The following is a 15,111-nucleotide window of genomic DNA, read 5'->3' on the forward strand; positions in this document are numbered from 1 at the left end:
TTCTCATCACCTTCCGCTGCCGTCTCAGTTGGACAAAGCCTGCTCTATTCGCTTGCGTGCCGCCTCGTCCTGGCCATCGATGCACGAGGCATAGACTTTCAAGAGCACATGCACGCTGTGACCGGCCCATTCGGCTACCTGGGTGGCGGGCACCCCGGCGTTGAGCCACAGTGACACGGCAGCATGACGGAGATGGTACGGCACCCGTGCCAGAACGGAGCGTTGCTGGGCGGGGCTAAGCGCCTTTTCTCGTGCTTGTCGCCAGGCTCTCAGGTAGGTGCTTTTCGTGACGGGGCCGGGCCGTGAGCCTGGCGCGTTGAACATCCGCCCGCCCGGGTTGCCGTAGTGCTGGCGGTGGTGCCGCAATATGCGGACAAGTTCCGGGCAGGCCGGCACGTCGCGCGTTGCCTTCTTCGCTCGATGCTTTAGCTCTCGGTCCTCGCGCATTTCGCCGCTGTCGGTCCATTCCTCGCCAACGTGCTGTGTTGAGCCGCTGAGGTGAAGCCACCCCCAACCCTCTTCGGGCAGTTCGCATTCGTCGTCTCTTAGGTGCATCACCTCGGACGGCCGGAGCGCCGCGAAGTACATGCACGCGAAAAACCCCTTTAGCGCCGGATCTCGGCCGCTCACAGCGGCCAGCAGCGAACGTGCTTGCTGCGGATTCGCGACTACCTTTCGGTCGACTTTCTCTTCGTTCTTCGGTGCTCGCCACTGGACGAAATCCATCGGGTGTGCGTCGAGGTATCGCAGTTCCACGGCGTATTTGAGCGCGCTATAGAGGACTGCTCGTTTGCGGGCAACGGTGTTAGCGGCGGCCGGTCCACCGTCAAGCCGGGTCGCTAGCGTGTCGAGCGCCTTCCGAATCGTGGCGGCGTTCGCTAGCTCGGTCAGCGGCAGCGTATTGGCCTTGAGCCACTTAATGACCGGTGCCAGCTCGGCCGGCGGATCGGCCTCCCGCTGCGACCTGTTGAAGGTCCACGTATACAGCGCTTGACGGATTTCAGGCTCGGGGGGCACTCCCCGCGTGCTGCTCAAAAATGCTGGTGTCACGGTCGTGAGGGCGTCGGCGATGCTCTTTCGCTGGGTCGGGGCGGCTCGGGACCATTTCATGTCTACGAACGCCACGGCGAGTTCGTACCACGTTCGGCTGTTCAGCTCTCGCGCCATCGGTTCCGGCAGGCCGGTCGGCTTGTCGAACGCGATTCCCTCGCGCTGGGCAACGACGAGGCGGGATCGAAAGCTCTCAGACATAGCTCGCGTCTGGAACGTCTTGCCGAATTCACGCCCGGCCACCTCCCACCGGACTCGGTAGCTCTTGCGCTCCTTGCCTGTCTTGCGGTCGCGCCCCTGGTATTCGCGGGTAGTCCAGATGCGTACCTCGTAGGTGCTCATGCTGCCTCTTCGTGGTCGTTGAGCCAGTTGTCCAGGTCGCGGCGGCGGACGTACAGGCTGCCGTTTGGGTACTTGATCGTTCGGGGCGCGCGGCCGGTCGCCTTCCAGCGGAAGAAGGTCGACCGGGGTACGCGTAGTTCGTCGAGGACTTCGGCGAGGGTGAGCAGGTCGCCGGTCGGGGTGCGGCGCGCGGGCATGGGCGGTGCCTCCCTCGTGCGGGGTGGAGGTGGAGCGCTGGAACACCGGGGCGGGCGGTGGTGGTCAGCGCTGCGGCTGTTTCAGCGGGGTTGCCTTGCGGGCTGATTGGCGCGGTGAGCGCCTTCTGGTCGATGCCGGTCGCCTGTGGAGGGTCAGGGCGGCAGTGCGGCAGGACGGCGCAGGGCGGTCCGCTGAGAGCGCCGTAGAGGCAAGATCTGGGCAGGACTGGGGCAAGGCATAGGGCCTAGCGCTCTCAGGGGCTCTCAGCGGGCCGTTTCCGGGGGGTTGTGGGCCGGCGGTCGATGTCGGCAGGTGGCGATGGGAGGCCGGGAAACGCTGACACGCTGACAGCAGGGCTTGCTAGTGACGTTTCCGCAGTTCAATGAGGGTGCAAAGCTGTCAGCGGGGTGCGCTGACAGGCGCTGACAGCGCTGACACTTCGCGGGCGTCGGCAAGGATTGTCAGCGCCTGTCAGCGCCTGTCAGCACGGACCGCTGACACCTTCTCGGATGCTCTGAGCTGCGGAAACGTCGCCGGGCGGGGCGATTGTCAGCGTGTCAGCGTTTCCGGGGTCCTCTCCGGCGGCGCGGGGGTGCAGCTCGTAGCGGCCGTCCGGCCCGTTGCGGACCCACCCGAGGGCGATCAGCTCGTTGAGCACGGCGGTGACCTCTTCGGATTTTGGCAGCTTGCGGGCTACCCGGCGGTGCGCCTCCCGGCGGGTGAAGGTGGTCATGCCCTTGGTGGTGAGCACCCCGAGCACGTAGCGGGCGTTCTCCATCGCGGTGTCGCTGCCGATCGTGGTCAGGGCGGCCCGGTAGTGCGCGGCGAAGAACTCAGCCAGCCTCACCGCGTCGGCCATGCGGTCGGCGTCGATGGGGCGTCGCCACGCGTCGGCGGGGTGGTGGGCGACGTGCAGCAACCCGGCCAGCCGCAGCGTTGCGCCGGACAGCTTGTTGCCCCACTCCCGCATGTCGTGCAGCGTCCCGCCGGGGCGTAGCTGCGCCTCCACCTCCTGAGCGGCGGCCAGCCGCACCCGCCCCGCTTCCGGGGTGAGGGTGACCACGGCGGGGTCTTCCCACTCGGCGAGGGTGGCGGCCAGGTCGTGCACCCGGTGCCGGTAGCCGGCGGTCACCTGCTCGGGCACCGGCTCGGTGTCGACCAGCCGGTATCCGGCGAGGGATCGGGGTAGGGCGAACAGGAACCGGGCCGGCAGGCCGCGCCCGGCGAGGTCGGCGTTCCCGCCGAATTTCCGCAGCACGGTCGGTTGCGCCATCACGCACACCGTCAGCGCGGGTTTGTCGACCGAGGCACCCTCGCGGGTCTGCCGTTCGTTGCTCATCGGCTGCCCCGCATGACCTTTCAGGTAGGGGTCAAGGTTCGGGGCACCGGAGTACCGACCGGCGAGGGTGTCGAAGATCCCGCCTTCATCGCTGATGATCGCCATCCGTCCGCCGTTCGCGGCCATCAGGCCGATCAACGCCTCCGGGGTGGCGTCATCGACGATCAGCCGGGGCAGGCCGGGAACGGTGATCGCCTCGGCCGCGATCGCGGCGGCTACCGCCTCGGCGGCGGCCTCGTCGCGCTTGCCCGGGTCGCTGGCTTTCGCGGCTTGGGTCTTGGCCTGTTCGGCGTGCCGGTCGGCGATATCCCGCAGCGCCGCCGCTTCCGCGATCCGAGGTCGCATCGCCTCACCGAGCGTCGATTGAGCGGCGAACAGTGGCGCGGTCATGGCTCTGTGTACGGGTGACTTCCGTTCGCCGGGTCCGGCGATGACGGCGGCGAAGACGTTCACGGGCTCTCGCCACCCGCCGACCGGTTCGACTTCTAGCCGGCCACCCGCGCACGCGGAGAGCACGGCTACGGCGAGGGTGCCGGCCATGGCCGGGTCGGTCTGGGTGAAGCGGGCGACGCCGGTCACCATGTCGCCCAGCCAGGCGGGGAACACGTCGACCGGGAACGGCGGCGGCGCGGTGGTCGGGCCGGTCAGGGGCACTGGAACATCCCACAACGGGCCGCCCGCGGCTGCCGGGTCGGCAGCGTCGGGGTGGTCGGTGACCAGGTGCAGTCGGGCGGCGCTCATGCGGCCACCTGCCGGGGTCGCTTGCTGCCGGCGGCCAGCCCGGATCGGATGGTGCGCGCCGTCTCGACGCTGCTCAACCCGGCAGACGCTGCGGCTTGTTCCAGCACTCCCGACGCGTCCGCGTCGGTGAGCGACCCACCGGCCGTGAGTTGCCCGAGCGCCACGGCAGCGATGTAGAGCGCCCTGTTGCGCTCCCCTGCCGGCGCGGTGGTTACCCGGTCGGCTTCTCGGTTGATCGCGGCCCGTACGTACGCGCCGCTGCGGTCGGTCGGCAGCGACACCACCACCGGCCGCTGCGGCGGAAGCGGCGCCGGAATCAACCGGGCGGCCAGCCAGCCTGGTAGCGGCGCGGGGTCGGTATCCAGGTCGACCCGGTAGGGCCGACCGGCCACGGTGCTGCCGGCCGCGACCACGTAACCGCCGTTGGCGCGGGTGTCGACCAGCGGGCCGAGCGTGCCGGCCGTGTTGCGCAGCGGCGGCCCGTCGTCGGGGTGGCGGTAGTAGAGGTGGGTGCCGCCTCGCCCGGTGGTCACGGTGTACGTCGGTTCGATGACGGCAGGGTGTGCGGCGGCCAGCTCGGCGAGAGTGTCCAGCCCGGTCGGCCCGGCGGTGTCGCCCTTGGGTCGATCGAGGTCGACCACGACAAGCCGCGACGGGCCGCAGGCCAACCCGATGCCGTAGGGCCGGGCCGTCCAGGCTCGGCGGATGCGGTCGGGGTCGGTGGTGGCGCGGGGCTCCCACCCGACGTGGCCGGTGCAGCAGCGCGGGTCGCGGCCGGTGCACTGGTCGGCGGGGTGGTCGGGGAAAGCGGGTCGCTTGTCGTCGGGGCGTAGCGGGAAGATGTGCCAGCCGCGTGCGGCGTGCGCGAGCGCGGCGGTGAGCAGGTCGGTGGTCGGCACAGGGTGCCTCCCTTCCTTGCTGGTGAACGGGTGCCGTGGTGTCGATGGGGGTTCGGGCTGCCCCGCCAGCGCGGCGGGCGTGTGGGCGGGGCAGCGCAGCCCTTGCAGGTACGGGCGCAGGTTTTCCGGGGTGTGGCAGTAGCGGCGGTCGCTGCCGATCCAGTGGCCGCACCGCCCGCCGGTCACCGCGCGGCCCGCCCGGGTCGCGGCCGGGCCGCGATCGCGGCGCGGGTGACGGCGTGCCGCAGGTCGCCGAGCAGCCCGACCAACTGCCGGCGCGCGGCCACCTCGGTCGGGGCGAGCGCGACCCTGACGCGCACCTCGGCGTGCTCCCGGCCGGTCGCTGTCCGCACCCTCACGAGGACGGCGCGGGAGCGGGTGGCGACGTCGACCACGATTTCGTCGGATCGGTGTTCGCCGAGGCCGCAGCGGTGGTCCTTGCCGCACCAGTCGGTGTGCCCGTCGCGGGTGCGGCGGTTCATCGGTTGGCCTCGGCCCGCAGGCGGTGGAAGTGGTTGTAGACGCGTCGTCCGGTGCGCAGTCGGTGGCCTCGGTCGCAGCGTCGGCAAGGGCGCGGGCGGCGCAGGACGCGGGTGGTGATGTGGCCGGTGCCGGCGCACCGCTGGCAGGTTTTGACGGGCTTGACCCAGCACAGCCCGGCGTAACCGAGCGTGATCAGGGCGGGAATCGTGGCGAGGGTGATAGCGGCGGTCAGGTGGGGGTCCACAGGTGCCTCCGGGGCCGGTTTTTGGGTGCACGGGGCCGTGAGCTGCTATCTGCTAGGTCGCAGCTCATGATTCGGATGGGGTGCTAGCGGGGGTGCTAGCGCTAGCAGGTCGGGCCGCTAGCGCTAGCACCCCCGGAGTGGTTAGCCGGCGGACCGCTTGCGGTCACGCTCCGCGATCGCGGCGAGTAGGTCGGGGTGCTTGATGCCGCGTCGGGTGGTGGCCTTGCCGTCGATGCGCCGCCCGACGTCGCCAACCTTCACCAGCGGGTGCGGCTTGAGCGCGGTGGTGAGCTGCGCGGCCTCCCACCCGCCGTAGACGTCGGGTCGCAGCTCGGCCAGCAGCGCGCACAGCGTCTCGTTCCACACGGCCTTCTCATCGCCCGGCCAGATCCGCGCGAGGTCGCCGAGGACGTCGGCGATCGGGGCGACGTCGCGGGTCTGCTCGTCCAGCTTCGGCAGCGTCCCCGCGTTCGTGCGCAGGGCTACGGCGCGGGCGACGATGCGGGCGGCGGCGGTGGTGTCGACGTAGAACGAGCGCACCGCCGACGCCTTCGCGCCGAACCCGCGCAGGATGCCCCACCCGGCCTCGGCCACCGGCTGAAACACGGTCGCCCGGTAGCCGTTCTTGTACGCCGACGTCCCGAGAATCATGTCGTTGGCCGTCTGGTCAGCCACGGACAGGCAGAACCGGGAGTTGACGTTGCGGGTGATGCCGGTCGGCAAGCTGTCCTTGTCGGGGATCTGCGTCCCGATCAGGATGATCACCCCGAGCGCCCGGCCGAGCTTGATGACCTTTTCCAAGATTTCGCCGGCTTCTTTGCCGTACTTGCTGGTCATCAGTTCTTGCAGCTCATCGAACCACGCCACCAGGGGGTGAAGCCCCGACCCCTTGAGGCTGGCCAGCTCGGGCGTGACCTTGTTCTCGGGTGCCTTGCCCAACCGGGCGTAGTGCTCGATGCGCTTGGACCGGCGGCGGCACTCTTCGTACAGCCACTCGATGAAGGCGAAGCAGCGGGCGAGGGTGTCGTCATCGAAGCCGTTGCCGTACTCGGCCATGACCGGCTCAAGCACCGCGAAGTCCCCAACACCCTTCAACTCGTACCCGCGAATCTCGGTGCGGGCGTCGAGGGCGGCGGCGAGGATCAGATCCCGCAGCGCGAACGTCTTCCCGCTGCCGGGCTGGCCGCCGAAGAGGTAGTTGCGGAACATCAGGTCCACCGCAACCGTGTCCAGGCGCGGGGTGGTGGCGAACGGGAACGCCTTGAACACGTCCACCTTCGCCGAGTCGGACAGCAGCGGCCACGCGGGTTGCTTCATCTGCGACGCCGGTTCGTAGCCGACCCACAACGCCAGCCGGCCGGTGTGGCCAGGTGCCGGTTCGGGCCACACCTGATCCAGCGGCAGCCGCATCGCCGAGGCCAGCCGACCGCGCCGGGCGACCACCTCGGCGGCCTCCACCCCATACGGCAGGTCGACCACCGCGAGGTGGCCGGGGCCGTCGCGGTGAATGTCTAACGGGAAGCTGATCGCCTTCGGGTCCTTGGCAACCGCGCTGTTGATCGCCGACAGTTGCAGCGACGTGAGCGCCCGGCGCACGAGGTCGGCGGTGAGCTTGCGGTAGCGGGTGCCTTCGGTGACCCGGTCGGTGAGTGGCTTGTCCGCCGGTCGGCCGAGGGTGGCCAGCAGCGGCACCACCACGGCGAGGGCGGCGTAGCGCCACCACGGCGGACCCACGGTGAGGACGATCGCCCCGGCGACGGTCGCGCCGGCACCGGCGGCCAGTACCCACCACCGCCACACGCTTTGGCGCTGCCGGCGGGCGTCGAGCTTGAGCCACACGTCGGCCTCACCGCGCGTCGCGGCGGCCTGCCGTAGGTGCCAGTTGCCTTCTTCGGCGCTGGCCCAGTGCACCGCCCGGCCGAGGCCGCGGAACAGGCCAACGGGTGCCCACACAAGGGTTTTCGCCGCGTATTTCGGCAGGCGCACGGCGTGGTAGGCGGTGACGTAGCCGGCATCCTTCGATTGGTGCCGGGCCGCCGCGCGTAGGCCGCGCCATGAGCGCGCCCACTCGGCCAGGATCGGCCGGCGCTCCCGTTGCCGGGCCAACACGTCCGGCGGGATGTCCTCGGCCGTGTCGACCAACCCGCCGAGGCGTTCCGGCCCGTCATCGACCGTCTCGGCGTCGTCCTGCTCGGTGTCGTCGGGGTCGGCCGGCGGGCGGGGGCGGGGCACCCGTCGGGCGCGGGCGTCGTCCAGGTCGACCACCTCGGCATCCGGGCCGGCGCTCGGGTCGGTCAGGTCGTTCTCTGCGGCCTGCCAGTCGAAACGGTTCTCATCAGGGGCAGTCATGATGGGGGTTCCTCCAACGGTCGGGAGATCGGTAGGGGGCCGGCGGCGCGGCGCAGGTTGGGAAGCCAGGGGCCGCGCCGCCGGGCGGAACTAGTCGTGAGTGCGGACGAGGTGCGCGAGGGCTGCGCCCATGCCGAGCACCGCTACCGGGAGGCAGGCCACGGCGGTGGTGATCCACCACGGGGCCGAGGTGACCCCGGCCGCCTCCAACAGGTGGTAGGCGACCTGGCCGAGCGCGCCGATGGCGAGGGAGCCGAGGGCGGACCACTTGGCGAACCGGCGTGCCCGCTCGGGCACCCGACCGGACAGCCACACGTAGAGCGCGTACGCGCCGTACGTCTCCACCCCGATCGGCAGGGTGATCGCCGAGTTGATGGAGAAGCTGTCCCAGATGCCCGGTAGCGGGTGCACGATGCCGAACCCGGTGAGTCCGCCCAGCCCGACCCACCCGGACCAGATGGCGACGAACGCCGGGAGCGCCAGCAGCACCACCGGCCACACCACCGCCGACCGGGGCGGCGCGGGTGGCGCGGGCGGGGCGGGCGTGTCCGGGCGACTGACCGGCGCGACCTCGGCCGGCGGCGTCGGCGGCGTGATCTCTGGGGCGGGCGTCGGGTCCGGTACGACAGGCGGCGCGGCCTCGGGTGCGGCCGGCGCGGGTGCCGGGTCCGGGGTGGCCGCCTCGGTAGTGTCGGTCGGCGGGGCGGCGGGCGTGGTCTTGAGCAGCGCGAGCAGTTCGCCGGCCTTCGGGGCGCCGATGCGGAACTCCCGCATGAGCCGGTTCCGCGACGGGAACACCTCCCCGTCCGGCAGGTCCAGCGCGCGGGCGGCGGGCACCAGGTCTTCGATGGGTTGGGGGTAGCGGGTGCCGTTGATGGTGGGGGCGGTCATGCTGCGTCCTCCTGGGGAAAGGCGCACGCGAGGCATTCGCCCAGCGAGCGCGGGATGAAGTAGGGCCGGATCGTGTGGCAGGTCGGGCAGGTGCGGCGGGCGGTGAGGGCCTTGCCGATCGCGGCGCGCTGCGCGGGAGTCGCGGTGCGCTTCGGCGCGGCCAGGTCGAGGCGGTACAGGTAGGCGGTACGGGTGCCGCCAACGCCGCGCCAGAGGATCTGAGCGGCGATCGGCTGGCCGCCGGGGCGTAGGCCGGCGGCGGTCAGTTGGCGGCGGGTGGCGTAGCCGGGCGGGGCACCCTGCCACCAGTAGGTGGGGATGCCATACCGCGCGCCGTCCGGATCGAAGTAGGCGGCGCGGATGCGAGCCATCAGGCCGCGCGGCGCGGGTCGGTCCGGGCGGTCATCTCGGTGGCGGCGCGGGTGACGCGGGCCTCGGCCCGGCGCAACCGCCGCCAGTCCAGCACGGTCGGTCCGCCGTGGTCCTCGGCGTAGAGCAACGTGATCTCGGCGTCCAACAGGTCCAGCTCAGCCGCGATCAGCGGCCACTCCGCTTCGATCGCGGCCAGGTCGGCAGCGGTCGGCTCGGTGGTGACGGGGGCAAGGTGCGTGCGCACGGGGGAACCTCCGGTGAGTTGATGAAGTGGGGGAAACCCGGGGTGCGACCAGAACGGCCGCACCCCGGGCGAAACAGGTTCGAGGGGCAGAAGCAACCGCGCGCCAGATCCGGCCCGCTCGCCCCGCTCGCCCGGGATCTACCGGGGTCGACCACCGCGTGGCTCAAGGCGGGGATGCCGCAGACGGATCTACGCGGCGCTTCTGCTGTGAAGTTCTCAATGAACGACCACACGACCGGCCCGTGGGCATGCGCAGCGCAATGCGCCACCTTCCCCGGCTTCCGCTCGGCTTGCCGCACCTGGCTAGCCAGGTGCAACGAGATGAACGTAGGCCGGCTTGGCTAGTCAGGTCAAGAGGGCGCGGCGAACTTTCCTAACTTGGCTAGTCAGCGCTACCGTGAGCGGGTGAGCGAGAATCTTGACTTCCTCGGCGAACTGGATCCCGACGACCCCAAACAGGCCTCACAGCAGATCGCGAACAAGCTGCGGGCGGCCATCCTCACGCGTCGCCTCGCCCCCGGCGACAAGCTGCCTTCGCAGCCCGAGCTAGCCACCCGCTACGGCGTGGCGCGAGAAACGGTCAAGCGAGCATTGGACCTGCTCCGGGCCGAGCGGCTAATCGTGTCCCGGCAGGGCAGCGGCGCGTTCGTCCGCGCGCAGACACAGCGAGCGGTTGAGCTGCGACCACACATCGAAGCGTCATTCGACCGACCTCACGTCACCATCGACTTCGCCGGCTTCTCCGGAGAGACGCTGCGCGACGCGCTCGCCGAAGCGCTCGACAAGGTGCGCGTGGGCCGGCTCGCGCCGGAGACGATCGCCGTGCGGGTCCTGATCTCCGACATGGCCGTACCGATGGCGCTGCCGTCGCGGGCCGAGACGCAGGCAGACGACCCAGCAGTACGCGAACGCGCGGAACGGATCACCCGCCGGGCCGCAGACGGCATCATCGATCAGGTTGGCGAACTGGGCGACCTCGGGCTCATCCGGTCGGCCACCGTTGATGTGCGACTGCATCGGGCGTCCCCGCTGTTCAAGCTCTACATCCTGAACGGCGAGGAGGTCTTCTACGGCTTCTACCCGGTCGTTGAGCGCACCGTGTCGATCAAAGGTGAGCCCATGGCCATCTATGACCTGATGGGGAAGGACGTGCCGCTGTTCCACTACGCGGTGACCGACGATGACGCCTCCCACGGAACGCAGTTCGTGGAGGCGTCCCGCCAGTGGTTCGACTCAGTGTGGTCGACCATCGCCTACCGGTACGACGGATGAACTCCGACCTGGGCCGGCTGCTCGACGAGGTCGGTGCGGTGCTGCTCGACTTCGACGGGCCTGTGTGCAGCATCTTTTCCGGTTATCCAGCGCCGCAGGTTGCTGCTGAGTTGGTCGACTTGTTGAGGCGGCGCGGTATCGATGTGCCGCCGGACCTTGCCGGCGAGCCCGACCCGCTTGAGGTACTGCGCCGCACCAACGCGGCAGGCGACCAAGGAATTACGCGGGCATTGGAGGATGCGCTCTGCGTGGCCGAGCGCCGGGCCGTCGAGACTGCCGAGCCAACGCCGTATGGCCGAGAGGTCATCGTGGCTGCCAGGCAAGCCGGGATGTCGGTGGCGGCGGTCAGCAACAACTCGGCCGGGGCGGTAAACGCCTACCTGGCAGCGCACCGGCTCGCCGGACACGTATCGCCGGTGGTCGGCCGGGCGTACGCCGACCCAGAGCGCATGAAGCCCAACCCGGAACCGATCCTGCAAGCCGTGCACGCGCTTGGCGAATCACCGGGCCGCTGTGTCCTCGTCGGCGATTCCCTGTCGGACATCGAGGGGGCGCGAGCCGCCGGGGTACGGGTGATCGGTTACGCGAACCGGCCCTCCAAGGTCGACGTGTTTAGGCGGGCCAGGGCGGACATTGTGATCACCAGCATGGACGCATTGGCTCGTGCTCTACTGGAGCGCATCAAAGCAGCCAATACATGAGCATGGGCGGAACATCAGACCCACCGGCCGGCACCCCTGCATGTCAGACGGGTGTCGGCCGGTGGTCTGCCCTGACTACTTGCGCCTTTGCACCTCAAGGGCGGCGACTCCGATTGCCGCTCCTACGATGGCGCTGATAGCGGTGATGGCCACATTGGCGACTGCGCCGGTATCCTTCCAAGCGCTCAGCACGGTGATTGCCAGGATGACGCCGATGGCAGCGCCAGCGACGAGCATCGTCGTTCGGACAACGTACTGCGCCTCAGGGTTGGGCATGGCAGTCGTCTCAGGATCGTCGCGGACAACCTCAACGACACCGTGATTGTCGCCATCGACTTGACCTGCGGGTGGCTTCTTGCCAGGTACTGTGCCCATACTAGGGCGCCTCCTACTTCATGAGCTTTGCCGGCTATGGAGCGAGGTCGCATACGGTGGCCCCCTGTTCCCGCAGGGGGTCACCGCTCTTTAGGCGACCGTGACCGTGTGAACTCCGGTCACCGAAGCACTGAGGGGTGAGCTGTCACCCAAGCGGCCGACAACGTCAGCCAAGCTAGATGAGCTTTCCTTGGGCTTCGACCTCCTCCACGTCGGTCGAGCGGCCGCGGTTGCTCGTGACAACCGTTCCCTCCTGCTTCAGATCGATGCAGAGGACGTCGTCCTGCATCGTTGCTGGCCACCGGCGGGAGATTGTGGTGTCGATGCCGTAGTACTTGGTGAAGGCCATGCCCGCGACGATGTAGGGGCCGTCCTCCTTCTGGCCTTGCGGACGCATCGGGTATGCGTGTTCCGTGTCCGTCGGGACCGCGCGAAACCCCACGATGTTTTCCGCCGGGTCGTACAACAGCTCTACCGCCTGGGGTTCGCCCAGAGCCACGAACGCAGCGCGGTTGACAGACATGTTTCCACGCTTCTGGATCGTGACGGCCGGCTGCTTGACCAGAGGCACCATTCGCCTGGTAAAGACCTGGAAGTTGGCCACCGTTCCTCCTGCGTCTTGTGTCCGGGTGACGGTAACACAGAGCGCAGTCGAGAACGCGAGCCGACTCTTCCAATGCCTCTAACTCGTGCGCCATGCATGACGTATTGGTGTCGTCAAACGTTCTCTATGCTACAAACCAAAGTGCTCTTTTGCTCCCATATCTGGACAAACAGCCACCTTGAGCCGCGCGGTTTCGTGTCCGTGGTCACTTAGTGCTCGGCGTGTCGCGCCGGACGTCTAGAAATCTCCGTCACCGCGTTGAACACTTCTATTGCTCGGGGGAGCTTCCCGGTGGGCGATCGTGCTTGCCTACGACGCGGCAACGGGTTGGCTAACGGGTTGGCCAACCTCATGCTCGTCCGGCAGGCATCCCTCCCGGTCGTGGTGGTCAGGCTGGCTCGGGCGCACGCGACGTCAGCGGCAGCAGAGCGCGGCGCGGCAAATGAGCGGCATCCTGCCGCGTAACGTTCCTGTTCTCGCTGGTCAGCGACGTGCTAGAGGTGGTCTTGAAAACCGGTAAGGCAGCGATGTCTTCGTGGGTTCGAATCCCACACCCTCCGCCTTCGGAAGCCATGCGCCTCTAACCGCGTAGATGCCGGTCAGGGGCGTTTCCAACCGGTGCGCGTGAACGACTCAAGGACCTTCTTGCGCTGCGACTGTGACAGGACCCCGGCGAAAGGTGAGTTCTGTCGTAGCTCCACAGCTTCCGGATCATCCGAGGTCAGCTTCTTGAGAACGGCTCCGACGCCCTCTTCGATCGTGATTTCCCAGCGCTTCAGCCACACCTCGGTCATGGTGTCCCGGTGTTGCCGGAGGAGCCGATCGAGATTTTCCCTGGCCTTGCCCAGTACCGCGTCCGGGTCGGTAACCAAATTGCCCGCCACCGCCTGGTGCAGCCACAGTGACTTGAGTTGATCGCGAGTCAGCTCAGGCTTGGGGCGCAGCATCGCCTCAACCTGGCTGCGCTCAATCCTCCGATGCATGCCGACCTTCACGAACGGCAGGTCTCCACGCTCGCAGAGGTTGACCACCTGCTGGCGCGACGACCCCAGCAGCTTCGCAGCCTGGCCCGTGGTCAGCAGGTCTCCACCCGTCGTCACCATAGATGAAGCATGTGCCGCAAACGCTAAAAACGCAACTCGTTGGACCGCTACTCGGGTGGGTCGGCGGGCGGCTGGTGCTTCCGGATCGTCTCGTCGGCCAGTCGTTCGACAGCGCGACGACGCTCCTCGGCGAGCGACCGCTCGTCCGGCTTGCGGAGCGCGGTGACGACGGCGATCAGGAAATCACGCCATATTGATGCCATAAGGTATCCCTGTGGAACATTGTGGCGGCAACAGTATTTTCCCTCACTAGTTCTGTGGCCGGCAGGGCCCATCCGGTCGTCGGCAGCCGCCGAACGGGGTATGAAGGGGCAGGAACTGCCCGCACCGGAAGGACGCGTCCTGATGACCCTGGAACGACCGATCGCCCCGGACCCGTACGAGCTGCTGCCGACGGTGCCCTCGTTCACGCTGACCAGTGACGACGTGCAAAACGGCGAGCCGATGGACGCCCGGCACGCGCACGGCAGCACGGGGGGTGACAACGTCTCTCCGCAGCTGACCTGGTCGGATTTCCCCGCCGAAACCAAGAGCTTCGCGGTGACCTGTTACGACCCGGACGCGCCGACCGGCAGCGGTTTCTGGCACTGGGTGCTGGTGAACGTACCGGTCGACGTGACGCAGCTGCCCAGCGGCGCAGGCGGCGCGGCGGGCACCGACCTCGGCGGGGCGTTCTCCGTCCGTAACGACTACGGCGAGCAGGGCTACGGCGGTGCGGCGCCACCGCCCGGTGACCGCCCGCATCGATACGTCTTCGCAGTGCACGCCGTGGACGTGGACCGGCTCGATCTGACCCCGGATGCCAGCCCGGCCTACGTCGGCTTCAACCTGACCTTCCACACCCTGGCCCGAGCGGTGATCCGCCCGACGTACCAGGTCAAGGAGTAACCCCAGCCCACCTCCCCCGCGATCTTGCAGTTCCTGTCTCGGCATCCCTGGTGTAAGACGCGCAGGGGCGACCGAAGTTCAAGATCGCGGGGCGGGGCGGGGCCCCGGGGTGCGGGGTTAGGCGGGGACTCGGGCTACGGCGAAGACGGACTGGCCGAACGGGGGGCGGACCAGTTGTTCGGCTGCCTTTGTCGCGGGGAGCACGAGGGTGTCGTACACCTTGACCATCGGGCCTTCCTTCGGCATCAGGCGGAAGACCTTCGTGGCCATGAAGTAGCCGATCAAGCCGAGCGCGTTGGCGTAGTGGATCTTCTCGATGGTCAGGCCGGCGTCGGTCATCGCCGCTCCGAGGGTCTTCTTCGTGTACCGCCGGACGTGCCCGGTGGCGACGTCGGCAGGGCTCATCGCGAACTGGAAGGCCGGCACGATGATGATCACGGCACCGCCGGGGCGGACCAGGTCGCGCATGCTGCGCAGCGCGCCCACGTGGTCATCGATGTGCTCAAGGACGTTGTACGAGACGGCGGCGCTGTAGTCGCCCCGCTCGTGGTGCGGCAGCAGCATCTGCCGGACGTCGATGCCCGGCTGGGCGGCGAGCCGCTCCTTGAGCTGCACCAACCGGTCGGGGTCGGCCTCGGTGGCGGTGAACCGGGGTAGCAGCTGCGACCACTCCAGCGCGTAGTCGCCGAGACCGCTGCCGATCTCGATCGGGTTGTCACCGAGGTACGGCACCGCCAGTTCGACGAACCAGCGGCGGTGGTTGACGGCCGTCGCCAGACCCTCCAGCACCTCGGACTGGACGCGCTGGTCCCCAGTGATTTCTGCCATGCGTCGATTCCTCACGATATGAACTCGACCCGTGCCTGAACCGACAGAGTGAATCATCCGCTTGGATGGCAGAAGAATCGGGGCAGCATTGTGGCCGAATTGCGGTCGGGGGGTGGGCACGTGATCGGCGGTCGGCGAACCCGGCACATAGTACGGCAGTACCCCGAAACATGTCACGGCAGAGCCAT

The 15,111-nt window shown here is 68.7% G+C and carries 17 protein-coding genes; 3 read left to right on the plus strand and 14 right to left on the minus strand.

The features are described 5' to 3' along the window. Positions 1-24 precede the first annotated feature (24 nt). From F4558_RS27305 to F4558_RS27345, 9 genes are all read right to left on the minus strand, one after another. Positions 25-1,392: a tyrosine-type recombinase/integrase gene (locus F4558_RS27305; protein WP_167946530.1), complete on the minus strand. Its 1,368-nt coding sequence runs from the start codon at positions 1,390-1,392 to the stop codon at positions 25-27. Further along, positions 1,389-1,589, minus strand: a complete 201-nt coding sequence (locus F4558_RS27310) for a helix-turn-helix transcriptional regulator (protein ID WP_167946532.1) — start codon at positions 1,587-1,589, stop codon at positions 1,389-1,391. The genes F4558_RS27305 and F4558_RS27310 overlap by 4 nt, the downstream gene beginning before the upstream one ends. 482 nt (positions 1,590-2,071) lie before the next feature. After that, a complete protein-coding gene (locus F4558_RS27315; protein WP_167946534.1) occupies positions 2,072-3,670 on the minus strand; it encodes a YfjI family protein in 1,599 nt (532 codons plus the stop codon). After that, positions 3,667-4,569: a bifunctional DNA primase/polymerase gene (locus F4558_RS27320; RefSeq protein ID WP_312877451.1), complete on the minus strand. Its 903-nt coding sequence runs from the start codon at positions 4,567-4,569 to the stop codon at positions 3,667-3,669. The genes F4558_RS27315 and F4558_RS27320 overlap by 4 nt, the downstream gene beginning before the upstream one ends. Positions 4,570-4,751: 182 nt before the next feature. Then, entirely contained in the window at positions 4,752-5,051 is a 300-nt protein-coding gene (locus F4558_RS27325) for a hypothetical protein (protein WP_167946536.1), read from the minus strand. Positions 5,052-5,437: 386 nt separating this feature from the next. Continuing rightward, entirely contained in the window at positions 5,438-7,645 is a 2,208-nt protein-coding gene (locus tag F4558_RS27330; RefSeq protein ID WP_167946538.1) for a cell division protein FtsK, read from the minus strand. Positions 7,646-7,735: 90 nt separating this feature from the next. After that, entirely contained in the window at positions 7,736-8,536 is an 801-nt protein-coding gene (locus tag F4558_RS27335) for an ABC transporter permease (protein ID WP_167946540.1), read from the minus strand. Further along, positions 8,533-8,907 (minus strand): RRQRL motif-containing zinc-binding protein, encoded by a 375-nt coding sequence (locus tag F4558_RS27340; RefSeq protein ID WP_167946542.1) that lies wholly within the window; start codon positions 8,905-8,907, stop codon positions 8,533-8,535. Before F4558_RS27340 ends, F4558_RS27335 begins: the two co-directional genes overlap by 4 nt. Continuing rightward, positions 8,907-9,152 (minus strand): DUF6284 family protein, encoded by a 246-nt coding sequence (locus tag F4558_RS27345; protein WP_167946544.1) that lies wholly within the window; start codon positions 9,150-9,152, stop codon positions 8,907-8,909. Before F4558_RS27345 ends, F4558_RS27340 begins: the two co-directional genes overlap by 1 nt. Before the next feature lie 405 nt (positions 9,153-9,557). Between F4558_RS27345 and F4558_RS27350 the strand changes: the two genes are divergently transcribed. Then, a complete protein-coding gene (locus tag F4558_RS27350) occupies positions 9,558-10,424 on the plus strand; it encodes a GntR family transcriptional regulator (RefSeq protein ID WP_167946546.1) in 867 nt (288 codons plus the stop codon). Then, on the plus strand, positions 10,421-11,125 hold the full coding sequence (locus F4558_RS27355; RefSeq protein ID WP_167946548.1) for an HAD family hydrolase: 705 nt from the start codon (positions 10,421-10,423) through the stop codon (positions 11,123-11,125). Before F4558_RS27350 ends, F4558_RS27355 begins: the two co-directional genes overlap by 4 nt. A gap of 75 nt (positions 11,126-11,200) precedes the next feature. Here F4558_RS27355 and F4558_RS27360 read toward each other — a convergent pair whose 3' ends face one another. From F4558_RS27360 to F4558_RS27375, 4 genes are all read right to left on the minus strand, one after another. Next, positions 11,201-11,500, minus strand: coding sequence for a hypothetical protein (locus tag F4558_RS27360; protein WP_167946550.1), 300 nt, complete (start codon positions 11,498-11,500; stop codon positions 11,201-11,203). Between the two features lie 175 nt (positions 11,501-11,675). After that, positions 11,676-12,104, minus strand: coding sequence for a hypothetical protein (locus F4558_RS27365; protein ID WP_167946552.1), 429 nt, complete (start codon positions 12,102-12,104; stop codon positions 11,676-11,678). A gap of 599 nt (positions 12,105-12,703) precedes the next feature. Then, the gene (locus tag F4558_RS27370; protein WP_167946554.1) at positions 12,704-13,207 is read right to left on the minus strand and encodes a helix-turn-helix domain-containing protein; all 504 of its coding nucleotides are present in this window, start codon (positions 13,205-13,207) and stop codon (positions 12,704-12,706) included. Between the two features lie 47 nt (positions 13,208-13,254). Then, a complete protein-coding gene (locus F4558_RS27375; protein WP_157552129.1) occupies positions 13,255-13,410 on the minus strand; it encodes a hypothetical protein in 156 nt (51 codons plus the stop codon). Between the two features lie 142 nt (positions 13,411-13,552). On the opposite strand from F4558_RS27375, the gene F4558_RS27380 reads away from it, so the two are divergent. Beyond that, positions 13,553-14,095 (plus strand): YbhB/YbcL family Raf kinase inhibitor-like protein, encoded by a 543-nt coding sequence (locus tag F4558_RS27380; RefSeq protein WP_053652301.1) that lies wholly within the window; start codon positions 13,553-13,555, stop codon positions 14,093-14,095. A gap of 117 nt (positions 14,096-14,212) precedes the next feature. Here F4558_RS27380 and F4558_RS27385 read toward each other — a convergent pair whose 3' ends face one another. After that, positions 14,213-14,923 (minus strand): class I SAM-dependent methyltransferase, encoded by a 711-nt coding sequence (locus tag F4558_RS27385; RefSeq protein WP_053651475.1) that lies wholly within the window; start codon positions 14,921-14,923, stop codon positions 14,213-14,215. Between the last annotated feature and the right edge of the window lie 188 nt (positions 14,924-15,111).

This window comes from Micromonospora profundi, from assembly GCF_011927785.1.
GTDB classification, from domain to species: Bacteria; Actinomycetota; Actinomycetes; order Mycobacteriales; family Micromonosporaceae; genus Micromonospora; species Micromonospora profundi.

What these genes read in the sequence shown, in the direction of transcription:
- F4558_RS27305 (WP_167946530.1), bottom strand. Translation starts at nt 1,392, where the DNA reads ATGAGCACCTACGAGGTACGCATCTGGACTACCCGCGAATACCAGGGG.
- F4558_RS27310 (WP_167946532.1), bottom strand. Translation starts at nt 1,589, where the DNA reads ATGCCCGCGCGCCGCACCCCGACCGGCGACCTGCTCACCCTCGCCGAA.
- F4558_RS27315 (WP_167946534.1), bottom strand. Translation starts at nt 3,670, where the DNA reads ATGAGCGCCGCCCGACTGCACCTGGTCACCGACCACCCCGACGCTGCC.
- F4558_RS27325 (WP_167946536.1), bottom strand. Translation starts at nt 5,051, where the DNA reads ATGAACCGCCGCACCCGCGACGGGCACACCGACTGGTGCGGCAAGGAC.
- F4558_RS27330 (WP_167946538.1), bottom strand. Translation starts at nt 7,645, where the DNA reads ATGACTGCCCCTGATGAGAACCGTTTCGACTGGCAGGCCGCAGAGAAC.
- F4558_RS27335 (WP_167946540.1), bottom strand. Translation starts at nt 8,536, where the DNA reads ATGACCGCCCCCACCATCAACGGCACCCGCTACCCCCAACCCATCGAA.
- F4558_RS27340 (WP_167946542.1), bottom strand. Translation starts at nt 8,907, where the DNA reads ATGGCTCGCATCCGCGCCGCCTACTTCGATCCGGACGGCGCGCGGTAT.
- F4558_RS27355 (WP_167946548.1), top strand. Translation starts at nt 10,421, where the DNA reads ATGAACTCCGACCTGGGCCGGCTGCTCGACGAGGTCGGTGCGGTGCTG.
- F4558_RS27360 (WP_167946550.1), bottom strand. Translation starts at nt 11,500, where the DNA reads ATGGGCACAGTACCTGGCAAGAAGCCACCCGCAGGTCAAGTCGATGGC.
- F4558_RS27370 (WP_167946554.1), bottom strand. Translation starts at nt 13,207, where the DNA reads ATGGTGACGACGGGTGGAGACCTGCTGACCACGGGCCAGGCTGCGAAG.
- F4558_RS27375 (WP_157552129.1), bottom strand. Translation starts at nt 13,410, where the DNA reads ATGGCATCAATATGGCGTGATTTCCTGATCGCCGTCGTCACCGCGCTC.
- F4558_RS27380 (WP_053652301.1), top strand. Translation starts at nt 13,553, where the DNA reads ATGACCCTGGAACGACCGATCGCCCCGGACCCGTACGAGCTGCTGCCG.
- F4558_RS27385 (WP_053651475.1), bottom strand. Translation starts at nt 14,923, where the DNA reads ATGGCAGAAATCACTGGGGACCAGCGCGTCCAGTCCGAGGTGCTGGAG.